Source organism: Streptomyces sp. NPDC052040 (assembly GCF_044548405.1).
Classification (GTDB): Bacteria; Actinomycetota; Actinomycetes; order Streptomycetales; family Streptomycetaceae; genus Streptomyces.
The window spans coordinates 21,875-39,075 of the sequence record NZ_JBIUBV010000011.1 but is presented as its reverse complement, the minus strand read 5'-3'; the positions used below and the strand labels follow the sequence as shown (position 1 = coordinate 39,075).

Annotated in this window: 14 protein-coding genes; 10 read left to right on the top strand and 4 right to left on the bottom strand. The window is 72.3% G+C overall.

Annotated features, from left to right (window positions below):
• Window positions 1-212 precede the first annotated feature (212 nt).
• Window positions 213-1,601 carry a diaminopimelate decarboxylase gene (locus ACIHAA_RS21715; RefSeq protein ID WP_399819556.1) on the bottom strand — a complete coding sequence of 463 codons (1,389 nt, stop codon included), beginning with the start codon at window positions 1,599-1,601 and terminating at the stop codon, window positions 213-215.
• Window positions 1,602-1,852: 251 nt separating this feature from the next.
• Between ACIHAA_RS21715 and hutU the strand changes: the two genes are divergently transcribed.
• The 4 genes from hutU (at window position 1,853) to hutI (ending at window position 7,339) form a co-directional block, all read left to right on the top strand.
• A complete protein-coding gene (hutU, locus tag ACIHAA_RS21710; RefSeq protein ID WP_399819555.1) occupies window positions 1,853-3,520 on the top strand; it encodes a urocanate hydratase in 1,668 nt (555 codons plus the stop codon).
• Window positions 3,521-3,588: 68 nt separating this feature from the next.
• Entirely contained in the window at window positions 3,589-4,797 is a 1,209-nt protein-coding gene (locus tag ACIHAA_RS21705) for an allantoate amidohydrolase (RefSeq protein ID WP_399819856.1), read from the top strand.
• The gene (locus tag ACIHAA_RS21700; protein WP_399819553.1) at window positions 4,788-6,128 is read left to right on the top strand and encodes a formimidoylglutamate deiminase; all 1,341 of its coding nucleotides are present in this window, start codon (window positions 4,788-4,790) and stop codon (window positions 6,126-6,128) included. Before ACIHAA_RS21705 ends, ACIHAA_RS21700 begins: the two co-directional genes overlap by 10 nt.
• Window positions 6,129-6,163: 35 nt before the next feature.
• Entirely contained in the window at window positions 6,164-7,339 is a 1,176-nt protein-coding gene (gene hutI, locus ACIHAA_RS21695) for an imidazolonepropionase (protein ID WP_399819551.1), read from the top strand.
• Between the two features lie 141 nt (window positions 7,340-7,480).
• Here hutI and ACIHAA_RS21690 read toward each other — a convergent pair whose 3' ends face one another.
• Entirely contained in the window at window positions 7,481-8,407 is a 927-nt protein-coding gene (locus ACIHAA_RS21690) for an RNA polymerase sigma factor SigF (protein ID WP_399819854.1), read from the bottom strand.
• 249 nt (window positions 8,408-8,656) lie between these two features.
• On the opposite strand from ACIHAA_RS21690, the gene ACIHAA_RS21685 reads away from it, so the two are divergent.
• The 4 genes from ACIHAA_RS21685 (at window position 8,657) to ACIHAA_RS21670 (ending at window position 12,156) form a co-directional block, all read left to right on the top strand.
• On the top strand, window positions 8,657-9,025 hold the full coding sequence (locus ACIHAA_RS21685) for an STAS domain-containing protein (RefSeq protein ID WP_399819549.1): 369 nt from the start codon (window positions 8,657-8,659) through the stop codon (window positions 9,023-9,025).
• Window positions 9,026-9,298: 273 nt separating this feature from the next.
• Window positions 9,299-9,841, top strand: coding sequence for an ATP-binding protein (locus ACIHAA_RS21680; RefSeq protein ID WP_399819547.1), 543 nt, complete (start codon window positions 9,299-9,301; stop codon window positions 9,839-9,841).
• 242 nt (window positions 9,842-10,083) lie between these two features.
• A complete protein-coding gene (locus tag ACIHAA_RS21675) occupies window positions 10,084-10,767 on the top strand; it encodes a peptidase (protein WP_399819545.1) in 684 nt (227 codons plus the stop codon).
• Between the two features lie 105 nt (window positions 10,768-10,872).
• Complete coding sequence (locus ACIHAA_RS21670; RefSeq protein WP_399819543.1) at window positions 10,873-12,156, top strand: hypothetical protein; 1,284 nt, start codon at window positions 10,873-10,875, stop codon at window positions 12,154-12,156.
• Here ACIHAA_RS21670 and ACIHAA_RS21665 read toward each other — a convergent pair.
• Window positions 12,128-13,666, bottom strand: a complete 1,539-nt coding sequence (locus tag ACIHAA_RS21665; protein WP_399819541.1) for a peptide MFS transporter — start codon at window positions 13,664-13,666, stop codon at window positions 12,128-12,130. The two genes, ACIHAA_RS21670 and ACIHAA_RS21665, sit on opposite strands and share 29 nt — an antisense overlap.
• A gap of 575 nt (window positions 13,667-14,241) precedes the next feature.
• On the opposite strand from ACIHAA_RS21665, the gene ACIHAA_RS21660 reads away from it, so the two are divergent.
• Together ACIHAA_RS21660 and ACIHAA_RS21655 are read left to right on the top strand one after the other, a co-directional pair.
• Window positions 14,242-14,919: a response regulator transcription factor gene (locus ACIHAA_RS21660; protein WP_086747411.1), complete on the top strand. Its 678-nt coding sequence runs from the start codon at window positions 14,242-14,244 to the stop codon at window positions 14,917-14,919.
• A 184-nt stretch (window positions 14,920-15,103) separates the two neighbouring features.
• Window positions 15,104-16,381: an ATP-binding protein gene (locus tag ACIHAA_RS21655; RefSeq protein ID WP_399819539.1), complete on the top strand. Its 1,278-nt coding sequence runs from the start codon at window positions 15,104-15,106 to the stop codon at window positions 16,379-16,381.
• Window positions 16,382-16,447: 66 nt separating this feature from the next.
• Here the strand turns inward: ACIHAA_RS21655 and ACIHAA_RS21650 are convergent, their stop codons facing one another.
• Complete coding sequence (locus ACIHAA_RS21650) at window positions 16,448-16,999, bottom strand: GtrA family protein (RefSeq protein WP_399819537.1); 552 nt, start codon at window positions 16,997-16,999, stop codon at window positions 16,448-16,450.
• Window positions 17,000-17,201: the final 202 nt, after the last annotated feature.

The window sequence follows — 17,201 nt, the reverse complement described above, 5'->3', positions numbered from 1 at the left end:
CTGACCTCGTGCACGCGGGTGTTGGTGCTCCCGTGGTGTCACCGCGCCGACCTGCGGAGACGGCCGTCGGCGTCCGCCCGGCCACCCGGGCCGCACCCACCCGGCGAGAGGCCCGCGCCCGCTCGCACCCGCTCGCAAGCCGCGCCCCCCGGCAACCCGCGCCCGCTCGCAAGCCCCCCACGGCCCGCTCCCCCCCCCCGCAACCCCCGCCCTCACAACTCCATAAGTGCCCCCATGCGCCCCCCGCCCGACTCGGCCACGATCTGTTCCACGGTCTGCGGGTCCCGTACGACCGCGAACCGCATCCCTCCGGCCCGGCCCGGCGCATAGCCGTACACCCCGGGGCGCGCCAGGGAGTTGTAGCCGTAGTGGTGCGCGAAGTAATACGCCCCGGTGTCCAGGGCCGCCACATGGTCGCCCGGCTCCAGCAGCGGCAGCGGGTGCGCCTGGGCCAGCAGATCGCCCGCGAAGCAGGCGGGCCCCGCCACGTCCTGTGGCACGAGGGAGCCCTCCTTGGGGTGCCCCTTGGCGTCGTAGGCCGCGATGCGCAGTGGCCAGGATCCCGGCGCGTACACCGTGCGGGTCGCGACCTGCACGCCCGCGTGGGTGATCGCCACGGCCCGGCCGCCCGCGCGCTTGGCGTACTCCACCCGCGCCACCACCGACCCGTGCTTGGCCAGCAGGGACCGCCCGAACTCGGTGACCAGCCCGTACCGGCCGCCGAACAGCCCCGGCACGGCCTCCGCGAGCAGCCGTGCGTACTGCGCGTACGTCGGTGTCGTCGTGTCGGACCCGAAATTGACCGGCAGTCCGCCGCCGATGTCGAGCGTGTCGATCTGGCGGCGGCCGAGGTGCCGGTTGATCTCCTCGGCGAGCGCGTAGCACTCCGCGATGCCCCGGGCCATCAGGGAGAGCGGGATCCCCTGCGAGCCGGAGTGCGCGTGCAGCCGGGTCAGCCAGGGCCGGTCGGCGTAGGCGCGGATCAGCCACTCGCGCGCGCCCTCGTCGCGGAGCGCCACCCCGAACTTGGAGGTCGTGGTCGCCGTCGACAGTGCGTCGATCGCACCCCCGCCGACCTGCGGGTTCACCCTCAGGCCGAGGGGGGAGGAGGTTTTCGCCTCCCGGACCAGGGCGTCGATGCGGTCCAGCTCCTGGGGGTTGTCGGCGTTCACCGCGATGCCCAGCGACAGCGCCTCCCGCAGCTCCTGGGTGGTCTTGGCGGGCGAGTCCAGCACCGTGTGTCCCGGCTCCAGCCCGGCGGCGCGCGCCAGCGCCAGTTCCCCGGGGCTCGCCACCTCGGCGCCGATGCCGGCCTCTCGCAGCAGCCGCAGCACCGGCACCAGCGGCGCCGCCTTCACCGCGAAGGCATGCAGCACCGTGGTGCCGGGCGCGGTCACCGCCTCGAAGGCCGCCTGCAGCGCGGCCGCCGAGTCCCGGATGCCGACGACGTCCAGCAGGCCGACCAGGGGCTTGTCGGACCCCAGCAGGCCCTGCTCCACCGCGCCGCGTACGGCCTCGTCCCGGCGCGCCACCCGCGCCGCGTCGTCGGGGCGGCCGTCCCCGGCCCGGTGGTCCTTGTGTCCTGTCGTGCTGTGGCTCATATTCACCGCGTCCCCCGTCCCGCCGTGTCTCATGTGCGCCGCGCCGTCCGTTCCCGGCGCGCTCCGCGGCCCCGCCCCCGGCCGGACATCCCGGCCACCGCGTCATGTCTCCAGCCAAACACCCCGGGCGCGCCCGCGCTGGCGCAAGAACGTATTGACTAGCTCTATTCATGAAGCGAGGATGTGAATAACCGCTGCAACAGACCTCGCGCGCCCCCGGCCGCGCCCGGCCGATCACCAGGAGGCAGAGCATGTCGTCAGGACCCCGCCCCGTCCGAGCGCCCCGCGGCACGGAACCGAGCGCCCTGGGATGGCAGCAGGAAGCCGCCCTGCGGATGCTCCAGAACAACCTGGACCCCGAGGTCGCCGAGCACCCCGACAAGCTCGTCGTCTACGGCGGCACCGGCAAGGCCGCGCGTGACTGGCGCTCCTTCGACGCGATGGTCCGCACGCTCAAGACCCTCAAGCAGGACGAGACGATGCTCGTCCAGTCCGGCCGCCCCGTCGGCGTGATGCAGACGCACGAATGGGCGCCCCGGGTCCTCATCGCCAACTCCAACCTCGTGGGCGACTGGGCCAACTGGGAGGAGTTCCGCCGCCTGGAGGCCCTCGGGCTGACCATGTACGGGCAGATGACGGCCGGTTCCTGGATCTACATCGGCACCCAGGGCATCCTCCAGGGCACCTACGAGACCTTCGCCGCCGTCGCCGCCAAGAAGTTCGGCGGCACGCTCGCCGGAACCATCACCCTGACCGCCGGACTCGGCGGCATGGGCGGCGCCCAGCCCCTCGCCGTCACGATGAACGACGGCGTCGCGATCTGCATCGACTGCGACCCGCGCGCCATCGAACGCCGTATCGAGCACCGCTATCTCGACGTGAAGGCCGACTCCCTGGAGCACGCCCTCCAGCTGGCCGTCGAGGCACGCGACCGCCGCAAGCCGCTGTCCATCGGCGTCCTCGGCAACGCCGCCGACCTCCTCCCGCAGCTGCTCGCCATGGGCGCGCCCATCGACATCGTCACCGACCAGACCTCGGCCCACGACCCGCTGGCCTATCTGCCGGTGGGGGTCGCCTTCGAGGACATGGCCGACGAGGCGGCGAAGGACCCGGCCGGTTTCACCACCCGCGCCCGTGAGTCGATGGCCCGGCACGTCGAGGCGATGGTCGGCTTCATGGACGCGGGCGCCGAGGTCTTCGACTACGGCAACTCCATCCGCGGCGAGGCCCAGCTCGCCGGTTACGGGCGCGCCTTCGCCTTCCCCGGCTTCGTGCCCGCCTATATCCGCCCGCTGTTCTGCGAGGGCAAGGGCCCCTTCCGCTGGGCGGCGCTGTCCGGCGACCCGGCCGACATCGCGAAGACCGACCGGGCGATCCTCGACCTGTTCCCCGAGAACGAGTCCCTCGCCCGCTGGATCAAGATGGCCGGTGAGCGCGTCCACTTCCAGGGCCTGCCCGCCCGTATCTGCTGGCTCGGCTACGGCGAGCGGGACAAGGCGGGCGAGCGCTTCAACGACATGGTGGCGAGCGGGGAGCTGGCCGCCCCGATCGTCATCGGCCGCGACCACCTCGACTGCGGATCCGTCGCCTCGCCGTACCGCGAGACCGAGGCGATGCTCGACGGCTCCGACGCGATCGCCGACTGGCCGCTGCTCAACGCCATGGTCAACGTGGCTTCCGGCGCCTCCTGGGTGTCCCTCCACCACGGCGGCGGAGTCGGCATGGGGCGGTCCATCCACGCCGGTCAGGTGACCGTCGCCGACGGCACCCCGCTCGCCGGGGAGAAGATCCGCCGCGTCCTCACCAACGACCCCGGCATGGGTGTCATCCGGCATGTCGACGCCGGATACGACATCGCCGAGTCGGTGGCCGGGGAGCGGGGCGTGCGGGTTCCGATGCGTGAAGGTGACGACGCGTGACGCACGGTGCAGACAGCCGGGCCGGGGCGGCCGCGCCCCGGCCCGCGCCCGGCCCCTCCTTCCACACGATGTGGCGGGAGCTGGCACCCATCGGCCGGCACCCGGGCTCCGGCGGCTACCGGCGTTTCGCCTGGACCGGTGCCGACGCCGAGTGCCGGGCCTGGTTCGAGGAGCAGGCCCGGGCCCGGGGGCTCGTCCACGAGGTGGACCGCAACGGCAACCAGTGGGCCTGGGCCGGTGACCCCGCCGCCGGGGACGCCGTGGTCACCGGGTCGCATCTGGACTCCGTACCCGACGGCGGCGCCTTCGACGGCCCCCTCGGCGTGGTGTCCTCCTTCGCCGCCCTGGACGAACTGCGGGCCCGGGGCACCGAGTTCCGCAGGCCCCTGGCCATCGTCAACTTCGGGGACGAGGAGGGCGCCCGTTTCGGGCTCGCCTGCGTCGGGTCGCGGCTGACCGCCGGGCAGCTCACCGCGGAGCAGGCGCACCGGCTCACCGACGGCGACGGCGTCACCCTGCCGCAGGCCATGGCGGCCGCCGGGTACGACCCCGAGGCCATCGGGCCCGACCCCGAGCGCCTCGGCCGCATCGGTGCCTTCGTCGAACTCCATGTCGAGCAGGGCAGGGCCCTGGACCTCAGCGGGGACCCCGTGGGTGTCGCCAGCGCCATCTGGCCGCACGGGCGGTGGCGCTTCGACTTCCGGGGCGAGGCCAACCACGCGGGCACCACCCGGCTCGCCGACCGCCGGGACCCCATGCTGACGTACGCCGAGACCGTCCTCGCCGCCCGCCGGGAGGCCGAACTCGCCGGTGCCGTCGCCACCTTCGGCAAGATCGCCGTGGAGCCGAACGGCGTCAACGCCATCCCCTCCCTGGTGCGCGGCTGGCTCGACTCCCGGGCCGCCGACCAGGAGCGCCTGGACACCGTCGTCGACGGCATCCGCGGGGCCGCCCGGGAGTACGCGGACGCCCACGGCATCGAACTCGACGTCGTCCGGGAGTCCTTCACGCCCGTCGTCGAGTTCGACCACGCCCTGCGCGACGAACTCGCCCGCGTCCTCGGCATGGACCGGGACCCGGCACTGACCGTCCCCGTCCTGGGCACCGGAGCCGGACACGACGCCGGGATCCTCTCCGGCAGCATCCCGACCGCCATGCTGTTCGTGCGCAACCCCACCGGTGTCTCCCACTCCCCGGCCGAGCACGCCGCCGAGGACGACTGCCTGGCCGGGGTGACCGCACTCGCCGACGTCCTGGAAGGGCTGGTGTGCAGGTGACACAGACGTACTGGCTGGAGCACGCCTGGCTCGACCCCGTCGTCGAGCGGGGGGTCGTCCTGGAGACCGCCGACGGCCGTATCGCCTCGGTCCGCACGGACGTCGGGGGCCCGCCGCCCGGTGCCGAGATCCTGCGCGGGCTCACCCTGCCCGGCCTCGCCAACGCCCACTCGCACGCCTTCCACCGCGCACTGCGCTCCACGGTCCAGGTCGGCTCCGGCACCTTCTGGACCTGGCGGGAGGTCATGTACGCCGTCGCCGACCGGCTGACCCCCGAGACGTACCACGCGCTGGCCCGCGCCGTGTACGCGGAGATGGCGCTCGCCGGGATCACCGCCGTCGGCGAGTTCCACTACGTCCACCACACCCCGGACAGCACCCCCTACGCCGACCCCAACGCCATGGGCGAGGCCCTGATCGACGCCGCCGCCGAGGCCGGTGTCCGGATCACCCTCCTCGACACCGTCTATCTCTCCTCCGGCTTCGGGCAGCCGCCCAACGCCCACCAGCGGCGCTTCTCCGACGGCACCGCCGAGGCCTGGGCCGAACGCTGTTCAGTTCTCAAGGAACGGGATCACGCGCGGATCGGTGCGGCCATCCACTCCGTACGGGCCGTACCCGCCGACCAGTTGGCGACCGTGGCGCAATGGGCCGGGGACCGGCGGGCCCCGCTGCACGTCCATCTGTCCGAGCAGACGGCGGAGAACGACGCCTGCCGCGAGGCACACGGCCGCACCCCCACCCGCCTCCTCGCCGACCACGGCGTCCTCGGGCCGCGCACCACCGGAGTCCACAACACCCACCTCACCGAGGAGGACATCCGGCTGCTCGGCGCCAGCGCCACCGGCACCTGCATGTGCCCGACCACCGAAAGGGACCTCGCGGACGGGATCGGCCCGGCCGTGGCCCTCCAGGCGGCGGGCTCCCCGCTCTCGCTGGGCTCCGACAGCCATGCCGTCATCGACCTGTTCGAGGAGGCGCGTGCCATGGAGCTGAACGAACGGCTGCGCACCCGCCGCCGCGGCCACTGGACGGCGGCGGCGCTGCTGCGGGCCGCCTCCGCCGACGGGCACACCGCGCTCGGCTGGGAGGGCGCGGGCATCCTGGAGACCGGCGCGCCCGCCGATTTCACGACGATCGCGCTCGACTCGGTCAGGACCGCGGGGCCGCCGCCGCGGCTCGGTGCCGAGACGGCCGTATTCGCCGCGACGGCAGCGGATGTGCGCCATACGGTCGTGGGCGGACGGCACATCGTCCGCGACGGGGCGCACACCCGCGTACCGGACGTGCCGCGGGCGCTGACGGACGCCGTCGAAGCCCTGCGCGCCTGACGCCCCCCACCGGACCGGCCACCCACGAGGAACCCATGAGCAGCAGCACGGTCATCACCAACATCGCCAGCCTGGTCACCAACGATCCCTCCCTCGGTGACACCTCTCCCCTCGGACTGGTCCGGGACGCGGCCGTTGTCATCGACGGCGACCGCATCGCGTGGACCGGTGAGTCGAGCAAAGCACCCGCCACTGACAACCGGGTCGACGCGGGCGGCCGGGCGGTGATCCCGGGCTTTGTGGACTCCCACTCCCACCTGGTCTTCGCGGGCGACCGCACCGAGGAGTTCAACGCCCGGATGTCGGGCCGCGGCTACTCCGCGGGCGGCATCCGCACCACCGTCGCGGCGACCCGGGCCGCCACGGACGCCGAGCTGGAGGCGGGTCTCGTCCGCTATCTCGCCGAGGCGCTCCGCCAGGGCACCACCACCTTCGAGACCAAGTCCGGCTACGGCCTCACCGTCGAGGACGAGGCCCGCGCCCTGCGCATCGCGTCCGCGCACACGGACGAGGTCACCTATCTCGGCGCGCACATCGTCCCGCCGGACCACGCCGACGACCCGGCCGGATACGTGGCCCTGGTCACCGGCGAGATGCTCGACGCCTGCGCCCCCCACGCCCGGTGGATCGACGTCTTCTGCGAGAAGGGCGCCTTCGACGGCGACCAGGCCCGGGCGATCCTCACCGCGGGCAAGCAGCGGGGCCTGCACCCGCGCATCCACGCCAACCAGCTGTCGTACGGCCCCGGTGTGCAGCTCGCCGTCGAACTCGACGCGGCCAGCGCCGACCACTGCACCCATCTGACGGACGCCGACGTGGATGCGCTGGCGAACAGCAGTACGGTCGCCACCCTGCTGCCCGGCGCCGAGTTCTCCACCCGCGCCACCTGGCCCGACGCCCGCCGGCTGCTCGACGCGGGGGCCACCGTGGCCCTGTCCACGGACTGCAACCCCGGCTCGTCCTTCACGTCCTCCGTGCCGTTCTGCATCGCACTGGCCGTGCGGGACATGGGGATGACCCCGGACGAGGCGATCTGGTCGGCCACCGCGGGCGGCGCGCGGGCGCTGCGCCGCACGGACATCGGCCGCCTCACCCCCGGCGCCTCCGCGGACCTGGCGCTCCTGGACGCCCCCAGCCATGTCCACCTGGCCTACCGGCCGGGCGTACCGCTGGTCAGCGGCGTGTGGCGGCGGGGCGTCCGGGTGGTCTGAGCGGCGCACGACGGCAGTGCGCGCCCCGGGTGTACGCCGGGGGCACGCCGAGGGGGCCCACCACGCAGAGCCGCCCCGTACCGACCGCCCGCGGTAACGGGGCGGTTCGGTGCGGGGCGGCTCTGCGTGAGGTGGTCGCGGTCACTCCTCGACGGTGAGGCCCTTGCGCAGCCGTACCAGCGTGCGGGTCAGCAGGCGGGAGACGTGCATCTGCGAGATGCCCAGCTCCTCGCCGATCTCGGACTGCGTCATATTGGCCACGAAACGCAGCGAGAGGATCTTGCGGTCCCGGGACGGCAGTTCGGCGATCAGGGGCTTCAGGGACTCGATGTACTCGATGCCTTCGAGTCCGTGGTCCTCGTACCCGATGCGGTCCGCGAGCGCGCCCTCGGAGTCGTCCTCGTCCGGCTGTGCGTCCAGGGAGCTGGCCGTATAGGCGTTCGAGGCCGCCATGCCTTCCACGACCTCGTCTCTGGACAGGCCGAGGCGCTCCGCCAGCTCCGTGGCGGTGGGCGCGCGGTCGAGCTGCTGAGCCAGCTCGTCGCCCGCCTTGGCCAGGTCGAGGCGGAGTTCCTGCAACCGCCGCGGTACCCGTACGGACCAGGAGGTGTCACGGAAGAAGCGCTTGATCTCACCGATGATCGTCGGCATCGCGAAGGTGGGGAACTCCACCCCCCGGCTGAGCTCGAAGCGGTCGATGGCCTTGATCAGACCGATCGTGCCGACCTGGATGATGTCCTCCATCGGCTCGCTGCGCGTGCGGAAGCGGGAGCCGGCGAACTTCACCAGTGCCAGGTTGAGTTCGACGAGGGTGTTGCGGACGTACGCGTAGTCGTGCGTGCCCTCTTCGAGTGACTCCAGCCGTTCGAAGAGCGTCCTGGACAGGGCCCGCGCGTCCACGGCCCCCACCTCGTCGTACGGGGGGATCTCCGGGAGATCGACCGGACCGCGCGGCGCGGGAACGCCGGGGTGGTGTGCGGAGCCGGCGGTGGGGTATTCGTCCGGTCGTACCGGAGAGGGTGCCGACGTCGCCCTCTGAGTCTGCGATGCGTCGAGCCGGGGTGACATGCTGTCCTCCATCGTTCTCGGCATAAGGCCGCCGATGCCTGTTCGTGCACTGCGGTGTGCGGCGCCTCCAAAGCCGGCCGTGTCGTACGGGTGTCTTTACTAGCCCTACCCGCTTTCATCAGGCCCTCGCAAGTGCATTTCATTGTGAAATGTCCCATTTAGTGGGGTTGTTCGGGTGTCGGGAAACGTGAGGAAGGCGTAGTGTTCGAGGGCGTCCACTATCAGCGACGACGTCGGGAGAGAGACGGCATGGACCGCGGGACGGTCGGCAGCGCACAGTCGGGTCGGCTTCTTGTCGAGGTGCGGCAGGAGGGCACGAGTGCTGTCGTGACTCCGGCAGGTGAGCTGGATCACCACACCGCCGATTTGCTGCGCGAACCCCTTGAGGACTGCCTCGGGAAGGGCTTCGCACGTCTGGTCGTGGACTGCTCGCGACTGGAGTTCTGCGACTCCACCGGACTGAACGTACTGCTCGCCGCCCGGCTGAAGGCCGAGGCCGCGGGCGGTGGAATCCATCTGGTCGGGATGCAGCCGGTCGTGGCCCGTGTGTTCGAAATCACGGGAGCCGACGCCGTCTTCACCGTCCACGACACGCTGGGCGCGGCCCTGACCGAGTAGCGCGTTGTACGGGCTCGTATGCGGAGGGTGTGCCTGTGTGACCGTTGCGTTACGGGTGTCACAGGTTCCGACCGAATCCATGGGTGTTCCGGCGTTCCGGTCGGGCAGGAGACATGCTGAGCATGTCGGCGGTCCGGCCCGAGGGGCGCAGGAGGAGAGCCCCGCCCACAGCAGGAGCAGCAAACCGGCGGCAACGCCGTCCATCCCCGTACTGAGTCTTGAATCGACTGAGTCTTGAATCGTGAACTGGTGAATCGGTGAGGTGAAGCGCTGATGAGCACCACCCGGCCCTACTCGCCGGGCGACCGCAGCCCCGAGCCCAGCGGCGCTTCCGGAATGCCCGCGCAGGAGGCCCTTGCGGGGAGCGTCGCTTCCGGCGTACCCGGCGAGGGGACAGCGGCCCGCGGCCGCGAGGTCCGCAGCCTGAGCTTTGACGACCAGAGCGGCGTCGTTCCGCTTGCCCGGGATTTCACCCGCCAGGCACTCCATGCGTGGGGCTGGCTGCCCGCCGCCACCGCCGACCGCAGGGCCGCCGCGGAGGATGTGCTGCTCGTGGTCTCCGAGCTGGTCACCAACGCCTGTCTGCACGCCGAGGGCCCGCAGGAACTGCGGATCGCCTGCGACAACAAGGTGCTCCGCCTGGAGATCACCGACCGGGGCACGGGCCAGCCCGCCCCGCGCACCCCGCACCGCGCCGGGCGCCCCGGCGGCCACGGAATGTTCATCGTGCAGCGGCTCTGCCTGGACTGGGGGGTCGTACGGACGCCGGGAGTGGCGGGCAAGACCGTGTGGGCGGAGCTGGGGGCTCCTGCCTGAGCGGGCCGCCCGCGCATAAACGGTCCGCCGCATGAACGGTTCGCCGCGCGAACGGTCCGCATGAACGGTTCGCCGCCCGAACGGTCCGCCGTGCTCGGGCGACCCGTCCCTGCTGATATGCCGTCGAAGGCGGCTCCCGCGCGCCGTTTCGCCGTGGACCGGGGACGCGTTGTGTCTTCCCTCCTCAAGGCCCCGGGCGTACCTTGACGGCCCATCTGATGTGCCGTCAGGAATGAGGGACCGTGCCGAACCTCAAGCGAACCGCCGCCCTCGCGTCCGCCGCGGCCCTGGCGGGCTCGGTGGTACTGCTGGCCGCGCCTGCGGCCAGGGCCGATGTCGTCGACGTCGACTACCGCTGCCAGACGCCCATCGGGGTCAAGACCGCCGTCTCGCCCATCGACATCAAGGCCGCCAGAAGCGGCAGCGGCTACCGGATCACCATGTCCTGGCAGAAGGGCGTCTCCTCCAGCCCGGTCGAACTGGGCCGGGGCGCGATGAGCCCCAGCGCCACCGTCGTGCTGGGCGGCGCCGACCACGGCACCCTGACGGTGACGGGCCCCGCCAACCAGGCGGCGATCCCCGCGAACACGCCGATCAAGGTCAGTGACCTGAGCGGCACTTACACCCCGGGGAAGACCGGCCGGGTCACCTTCACCGCGGGTGTGCTGACCATCAAGGCGCTCGGCACCACGACCACCTGCTCCCCCTCCAACAGCCCGGGCCCGGCCCTGCACATCGACGTCTCCGCCGCGGGCGGCGGCACCGCCGCCTCCGCACCCGGCGGCACGGACACGGGCGGACAGCTCCCGCGGACCGGCCCCGACGACTCCGTCGTCGCCCTGGGCACCCTCGGCGGCACGGTCCTGCTCACCGGGACGGCCGGAATGCTGTGGCTGTCCCGCCGCGGCCGGACGGCGCGCGGCTGAGCGCACCACCCACGGCACGGTCGTACGACAGGGCGGGCGCCGGTCCGCCGCGGCCGGGACGGCGCATCCGCCCTACGGACAGGTCGAGTTGACGGGAGCGGTGAGGTGAAGCGGTGTATCGCGGCACTGGCGGCGGTGCTCGCCGTCGCTCCGGCGGCCCTGGCGACACCCGCCCGGGCGGCCGGTGAACCGGCCGTCGCCCTGTCCGCCGCCCAGGCCGGAGCGGGCGGTTCGATCACGGTGACCGGCAGCGGCTGGCGGCCCGGCGCCCTGCTGACGGTCCTGATCTGCGGGGAGTCCACGCCGGACCGGGGGGTGACCGGCGGCACCGACTCCTGCGCCAACGCCGACGGGCGGGCCGTCACCACCGACGCCCGGGGAGCCTTCCGGCAACGGCTGCCGGTCGCGGAGCCGCCCGTTCCGTGTCCCTGCGTGGTGCATGCCGCCACCGTCACCGGCGCCGGTGCGGAGGCCGACGCGGCCCTCCGGGTCGCCGGGCACGCGGTCCAGCCCCTGCCCGCCGGGTCCGCCGCCGGGCGGCTGGCCCTGCGCACCGGCACCCGGCTCGACGGCGCCGACGGGCTGCTGACCCGGTTCGGGGCGCCGCCGTCCCGCACACTCGTCTTCACCGTCGGCAACATCGGCCCCTCGCCGGTGAAGGATCCCGTCTTCCGGGTCGGCACCTCCCGCGGGGTGTTCGCCCCGCAGTGGGACGAACGGCAGTGGCGCGGCACCCTCGCGCCCGGCTCCACGGCCCGGATCACCCTGCCCGTGGATCTCGCGGGGGGCGCCCACGGCGCGTACACGGTCACCCTGGAGTACGGCGGGCGGGTCCTCGCCGAGCAGCCCTGGAACGCGGGCCGCCCCTGGGGCGTCACCGTCTTCTGGATCCTGCTCTGCGTGGTCGTCCCGTCCGCCGCGTTCCGGCTCGGCCTGGCCGTCGTGGACCGGGTACGGCCACGCGGCCCCGCATCCGCACGCGGCCCCGCATCCGGGACGGCAGCCGACGGCCGTACGGACCCGCCCGTCCCCGACGGGAGCACGGGCTTGCCCGCACCTGACGGCCGTACGGGCTTGCCCGCCCCCGAGGGCCGTACGCCGCTGCCGACATCCGACCGCCGCACCCGGCTGTCGGAGCTCGCCCGCCGCCTTCAGGGTCCGCGCCCCTCCCCGTCGGACCCCGCGTCCCGCACCACGACCGCGCTGCCCTGGTTCACCCCGGACGTGCGCCGCCGGGGCACCGCCGAGCCCGGAACCGAGACCGAGCCCCGAACCGAGACCGAGTCCGGCACCGGCCCCACGCAAAGAGCCGCCGCACCCCAGGGGTGCGGCGGCTCTCGGCCAGGCGTCCGGGAAGACGTCAGTGGACGTCGCCCATCAGGGACTTGACCTTCCGGCGGTACATGTAGACCGCGATGCCCGCGAGGGCGGCGAGGACCGCCTCCACGGTCACGGCGCCCGTGCCGCTGAGGTCCACACCGGCCACGGCCGGGTTGGACAGCAGGCTGGTCACCGAGTCGCCCGCGGTGACCGCGAGGAACCACACGCCCATCATCTGGCTGGCGTACTTGGCCGGCGCCATCTTCGTCGTGACCGACAGGCCGACGGGGGAGATGCACAGCTCGCCGACGGTCTGGATCAGGTAGATGCCCACCAGCCACATCGGGCTGACCAGGGTGCCGTTGGTGGCCATGCCCAGCGGCAGCAGGAAGAAGAAGAACGAGACGCCGATGAAGAACAGGCCGACCGCGAACTTGGTGACCGTGCTCGGCTCCTTGTCCCTGCGGCTCAGCCAGATCCAGATCCAGGCGAAGACCGGGGCCAGGGCCATGATGAACACGGGGTTCAGCGACTGGTACCAGGAGGACGGGAAGTCGAAGCCCAGCAGGGAGCCGGAGGCCTTGGTCTCGCCGAACGCCTGGACCGTGGAGCCGCCCTGGTCGTAGATCATCCAGAAGACGGCGGCCGCGACGAAGAACCAGATGTAGCCGGTCATCTTCGACTGCTCGACGTCCGACAGCTCCTTGTCCCGCTTGATGCGGAGCAGCACACCGGCCGGGATGACCAGACCGATGACGGTGAGCGGGATCATCGCCCAGTTCAGGGTGAAGTGGCCGCTGAAGCCGACGATGCCGTAGAAGACGGCCGCGACGGCCAGCCACAGCAGACCCTTGCGCAGCCAGGAGGCGCGCTCCGCAGCCTCCAGCGGCTTCGGGACGACACTGCTCTGCGGGCTCAGGGTGCGGGTGCCGAGCAGGAAGGCCGCGAGGCCGATCGCCATACCCACGGCCGCCAGGCCGAAGCCCAGGTGCCAGCTCACCTGCTGGCCGACGGTGCCGATGATCAGCGGGGCGAAGAAGGCACCCATGTTGATGCCCATGTAGAAGACCGTGAAGCCACCGTCACGACGCGGGTCGTCCGGACCCTGGTAGAGGTGGCCGACCATGGTGGAGATGTTGGCCTTCAGCAGACCGGAGCCGAGCGCGACCAGCGCCAGACCGGCGAAGAAGGGCGCCTGGCCGCCGGGCAGCGCCAGCACCAGGTGACCGCACATGATCGTGATGGCGGCGATGGCCACCGTCTTGCGCGGGCCCCAGACGCGGTCGCCCAGCCAGCCGCCGGGCATGGCGAGCAGGTACACCATCGACAGATAGACCGAGTAGATCGCGGTCGTGGTGGCCAGGTCCATGCCGAGGCCACCGCCCATGCTGCCCTTCTTGGCGTCCGGGCCGCCGGAGAGCAGATAGACGACGAGCAGAGCCCTCATGCCGTAGAAGCTGAAGCGCTCCCACATCTCGGTCATGAAGAGGGTGGCCAGTCCGCGCGGGTGGCCGAAGAAGGTCTTCTCGGAACCGGGTGTGCCCGGGTGGACCGAGTCCTTCGTCAGGCTGGACGCCATGGTCGTTCCTTGCTGGTCGGGGCGCGCTGCCGTGGGGGTCCCTCCGCTCGGGCAATGCCGAGGACTGAAGGGGTCAGACGCGCCCGGTATGGGGTGGCCGGCACCGGCGGGACCGGTCGTCCACCCCCACGCCCACGGGGAGTCCGCCCCGGGTCACGGAGCGGAGGACGGCAGTCACCGGGATCCACGCCCCGGAGCGCGTCCATGCACTCGGGGCCCGGCCATAGGTCATTCCTTTCAAGGCTGGAGACATCCCAGCCCGCACGCAAAAGAGACCCTCAGCGTCGAGTGCCCGCCAAAGGTCTCTGGAGGTGCTACAGGCGTTTCGGTCACCCTACGACATGGGAGTGCCGGATATGGAAGGACTTGAGACAGGGATCACAGGTGATGCTGCAACCGTGGGTGGCCATTCGAAGGTCTCCGCCGGGAGGGCCCCTCAGGGGCGCAGGTATGAACACGCTCCGTGACCACGGGGGCGTCACCGGGCGGCGGCGGGGCGAAGGTAAGAGGTCAGTGTGCCGGTCACACCCCCGATCACACCTTTGCTCAGGTCGCGGGCGGACTACCATCACCCCATGACCCGTGTACTGCTCGCCGAGGACGACGCGTCCATCTCGGAGCCGCTGGCCCGTGCCCTTCGACGGGAGGGTTACGAGGTCGAAGTGCGCGAGGACGGACCCACCGCGCTCGACGCCGGAATGCAGGGCGGCGTCGACCTGGTCGTGCTGGACCTCGGGCTGCCCGGCATGGACGGCCTGGAGGTGGCCCGCCGGCTGCGCGCCGAGGGCCACACCGTCCCCATCCTCATCCTGACCGCGCGCGCCGACGAGGTGGACACCGTCGTCGGTCTCGACGCGGGCGCCGACGACTATGTGACCAAGCCCTTCCGGCTCGCCGAACTGCTGGCCCGCGTCCGGGCGCTGCTGCGGCGCGGCGCCACCGAGCCCGCGCAGCCGCCCGCCACGCACGGGGTGCGCATCGACGTCGAGTCCCACCGCGCCTGGATGGGGGACGAGGAGCTCCAGCTCACGGCGAAGGAGTTCGACCTGCTGCGGGTCCTGGTCCGGGACGCGGGCCGGGTCGTCACCCGCGACCAGCTGATGCGGGAGGTCTGGGACACCACCTGGTGGTCGTCCACCAAGACCCTGGACATGCACATCTCCTGGCTGCGCAAGAAGCTGGGCGACGACGCAGCGAACCCGCGCTACATCGCCACCGTGCGCGGAGTGGGCTTCCGCTTCGAGAAGAACTAGGGCCTCTCGTTTGGATCATGCCGGGCTCGCGGCCCGATCCAAACGAAAGACCCTGGACCGCCACGGCGGCCGGGCCGGGCCGTGTTCCCGGCCCGGCTCCCGCTCGGCGGCCGCCGCCCCTGTCCTGGGCCGCGGCGATTCCGGGGCACACTGGTCGTCGTAAAGCCACCGCCCGGAGGGCCCCGTGCGTCGTCGTCTCATCCAGTCCACCCTCGCCGTCGTCCTCGTCGTGATCGCCGTCTTCGGCGTCTCGCTCGTGATCGTCGAGACCCGGACGATCAGCAACAGCGCCCAGGAGCGTGTCGACTCCGAGGCGCTGCGGCTCGCCAGCATCGTGGACAGCAGGCTGCTCGGCCACGAGAAGGTCAGCCGCGAGGTCTTCAAGGCCCAGGTCACCGGCGACCGGTACGCGGTCATCGACATCCCCGGCCAGCCCTCCATCCAGGTCGGCCCCAAGCCCGCCGGTGACGTCATCCACTCCACGGCCAAGGGCGAGCAGGGCGAGACCGTACGGGTCGAGGAGCCCCGCTCCGCCGTGACCCGCGAGGTCGGCCGTACGCTGCTGATCATCGCCCTGGTGGCGCTGCTCGCGATCATCGCGGCGGTGCTGCTCGCCGTGCGCCAGGCGAACCGCCTGGCCTCCCCCCTCACCGACCTCGCGGAGACCGCGGAGCGCCTCGGCTCCGGCGACCCGCGGCCGCGCCACAAGCGCTACAGCGTCCCCGAGCTGGACCGGGTCGCCGATGTCCTGGACGCCTCCGCCGAGCGCATCGGGCGCATGCTGACGGCCGAGCGGCGGCTCGCCGCCGACGCCTCCCACCAGTTGCGCACCCCGCTCACCGCGCTGTCGATGCGCCTGGAGGAGATCACCCTCACGGATGACCCCGACACCGTGAAGGAGGAGGCGACCATCGCGCTGACGCAGGTGGAGCGGCTCACGGACGTGGTGGAGCGGCTGCTCACCAATGCCCGCGACCCGCGTACCGGCTCCGCCGTCTCCTTCGACCTCGACGAGGTCATCCAGCAGCAGCTGGCCGAGTGGCGGCCCGCCTACCGCAGTGCGGGGCGGGCGGTCGTCAGCTCGGGCAAGCGGCATCTGCGGGCCGTGGGCACGCCGGGCGCGGTCGCGCAGGTGCTGGCCGCGCTGATCGAGAACTCCCTGATGCACGGCGGCGGCACGGTCGCGCTGCGCACCCGGGTCACCGGCAACCAGGCGGTCGTGGAGGTCACCGACGAGGGGCCCGGAGTGCCGCCGGAGCTGGGCTCCCGCATCTTCGAGCGCACCATCAGCGGCCGGAACTCCACGGGCATCGGCCTGGCGGTCGCCCGGGACCTGGCGGAGGCCGACGGCGGGCGGCTGGAGATGCTCCAGGCGAAGCCCCCGGTCTTCGGGCTGTTCCTGTCCCGTACGCCGCTGCGGGTGCCCCCGCCGGACGACGACTCGGAGCCGACGGTCCGGTGACGCGGGCCGCCCTCGCGGGCCGGGGCCCGGCCCGGACCTCCCCGGGCCGCGGGGACCCCGTCGCCGTCAGCGATTGACGCGCTGCCGACGGCGGCTGCTGCGGCGGCTCCGCTCCGCCTCCTCAAGGATGGACTCCGCGCCCGCCACGGCCTCCCCGGCCGGCATCGCGCGGAAGACCCACGAGCGGTACGACCAGAAGCGGAAGAGCGTGCCGAGGCCGATGCCGAGGAACTTGAAGACGTTGCTCTGGAGCGGGCTGTCCCAGTGCATGCCGTACGTCGCGGCGAAGAGCACACCGTTCTCGATCAGCAGTCCCGCCGCGCTGAACAGCAGGAACAGCGCCAGCTCACGGGTGCGGCCGCTCTTTTCGCGGTCCCGGTAGGTGAAGTAGCGGAACCCGATGTAGTTGAAGGCGATCGCGACGACCGTGGCGATCACACTGGCCCGGACCACCTGGAGACCGGTGGCGCTGCGCACCAGGTTGAACACCACGAGGTTGACCAGCAGGCCCGCCCCGCCGACCGCCCCGAACTTGGCGATCTCCCGGGTCAGCTGCTCGACCTGGCGGCGTACCGCGCCGCGGGGTGTGTCCTGTAGGCCCGTGGAACCAGTGCCCATGGTGTTGCCAGCCCCCGTCGAGTCGGTCGTGGTCGTTCGTCGGCCGGAGGCGTCACTGGACGCGTCCGGCCCTTCGCGTCGGCCGTTCGGCAGGGTGCCGAGCGGTTACGTCAACCCCGCCATGCTAACCAGCGCCCGGGAACCACGCCCGTGGACGAGTGCATGAGGACGGAAAGAAAGCGGGAGGAGGGACGGAATCCGG

Excerpts from the sequence above, each read along its gene's own strand:
- ACIHAA_RS21680 (WP_399819547.1), top strand. The coding sequence starts at position 9,299 with ATGAGCACCACCCGGCCCTACTCGCCGGGCGACCGCAGCCCCGAGCCC.
- ACIHAA_RS21665 (WP_399819541.1), bottom strand. The coding sequence starts at position 13,666 with ATGGCGTCCAGCCTGACGAAGGACTCGGTCCACCCGGGCACACCCGGT.
- ACIHAA_RS21690 (WP_399819854.1), bottom strand. The coding sequence starts at position 8,407 with ATGTCACCCCGGCTCGACGCATCGCAGACTCAGAGGGCGACGTCGGCA.
- ACIHAA_RS21685 (WP_399819549.1), top strand. The coding sequence starts at position 8,657 with ATGGACCGCGGGACGGTCGGCAGCGCACAGTCGGGTCGGCTTCTTGTC.
- ACIHAA_RS21715 (WP_399819556.1), bottom strand. The coding sequence starts at position 1,601 with ATGAGCCACAGCACGACAGGACACAAGGACCACCGGGCCGGGGACGGC.
- ACIHAA_RS21660 (WP_086747411.1), top strand. The coding sequence starts at position 14,242 with ATGACCCGTGTACTGCTCGCCGAGGACGACGCGTCCATCTCGGAGCCG.
- hutI (WP_399819551.1), top strand. The coding sequence starts at position 6,164 with ATGAGCAGCAGCACGGTCATCACCAACATCGCCAGCCTGGTCACCAAC.
- hutU (WP_399819555.1), top strand. The coding sequence starts at position 1,853 with ATGTCGTCAGGACCCCGCCCCGTCCGAGCGCCCCGCGGCACGGAACCG.
- ACIHAA_RS21705 (WP_399819856.1), top strand. The coding sequence starts at position 3,589 with ATGTGGCGGGAGCTGGCACCCATCGGCCGGCACCCGGGCTCCGGCGGC.
- ACIHAA_RS21650 (WP_399819537.1), bottom strand. The coding sequence starts at position 16,999 with ATGGGCACTGGTTCCACGGGCCTACAGGACACACCCCGCGGCGCGGTA.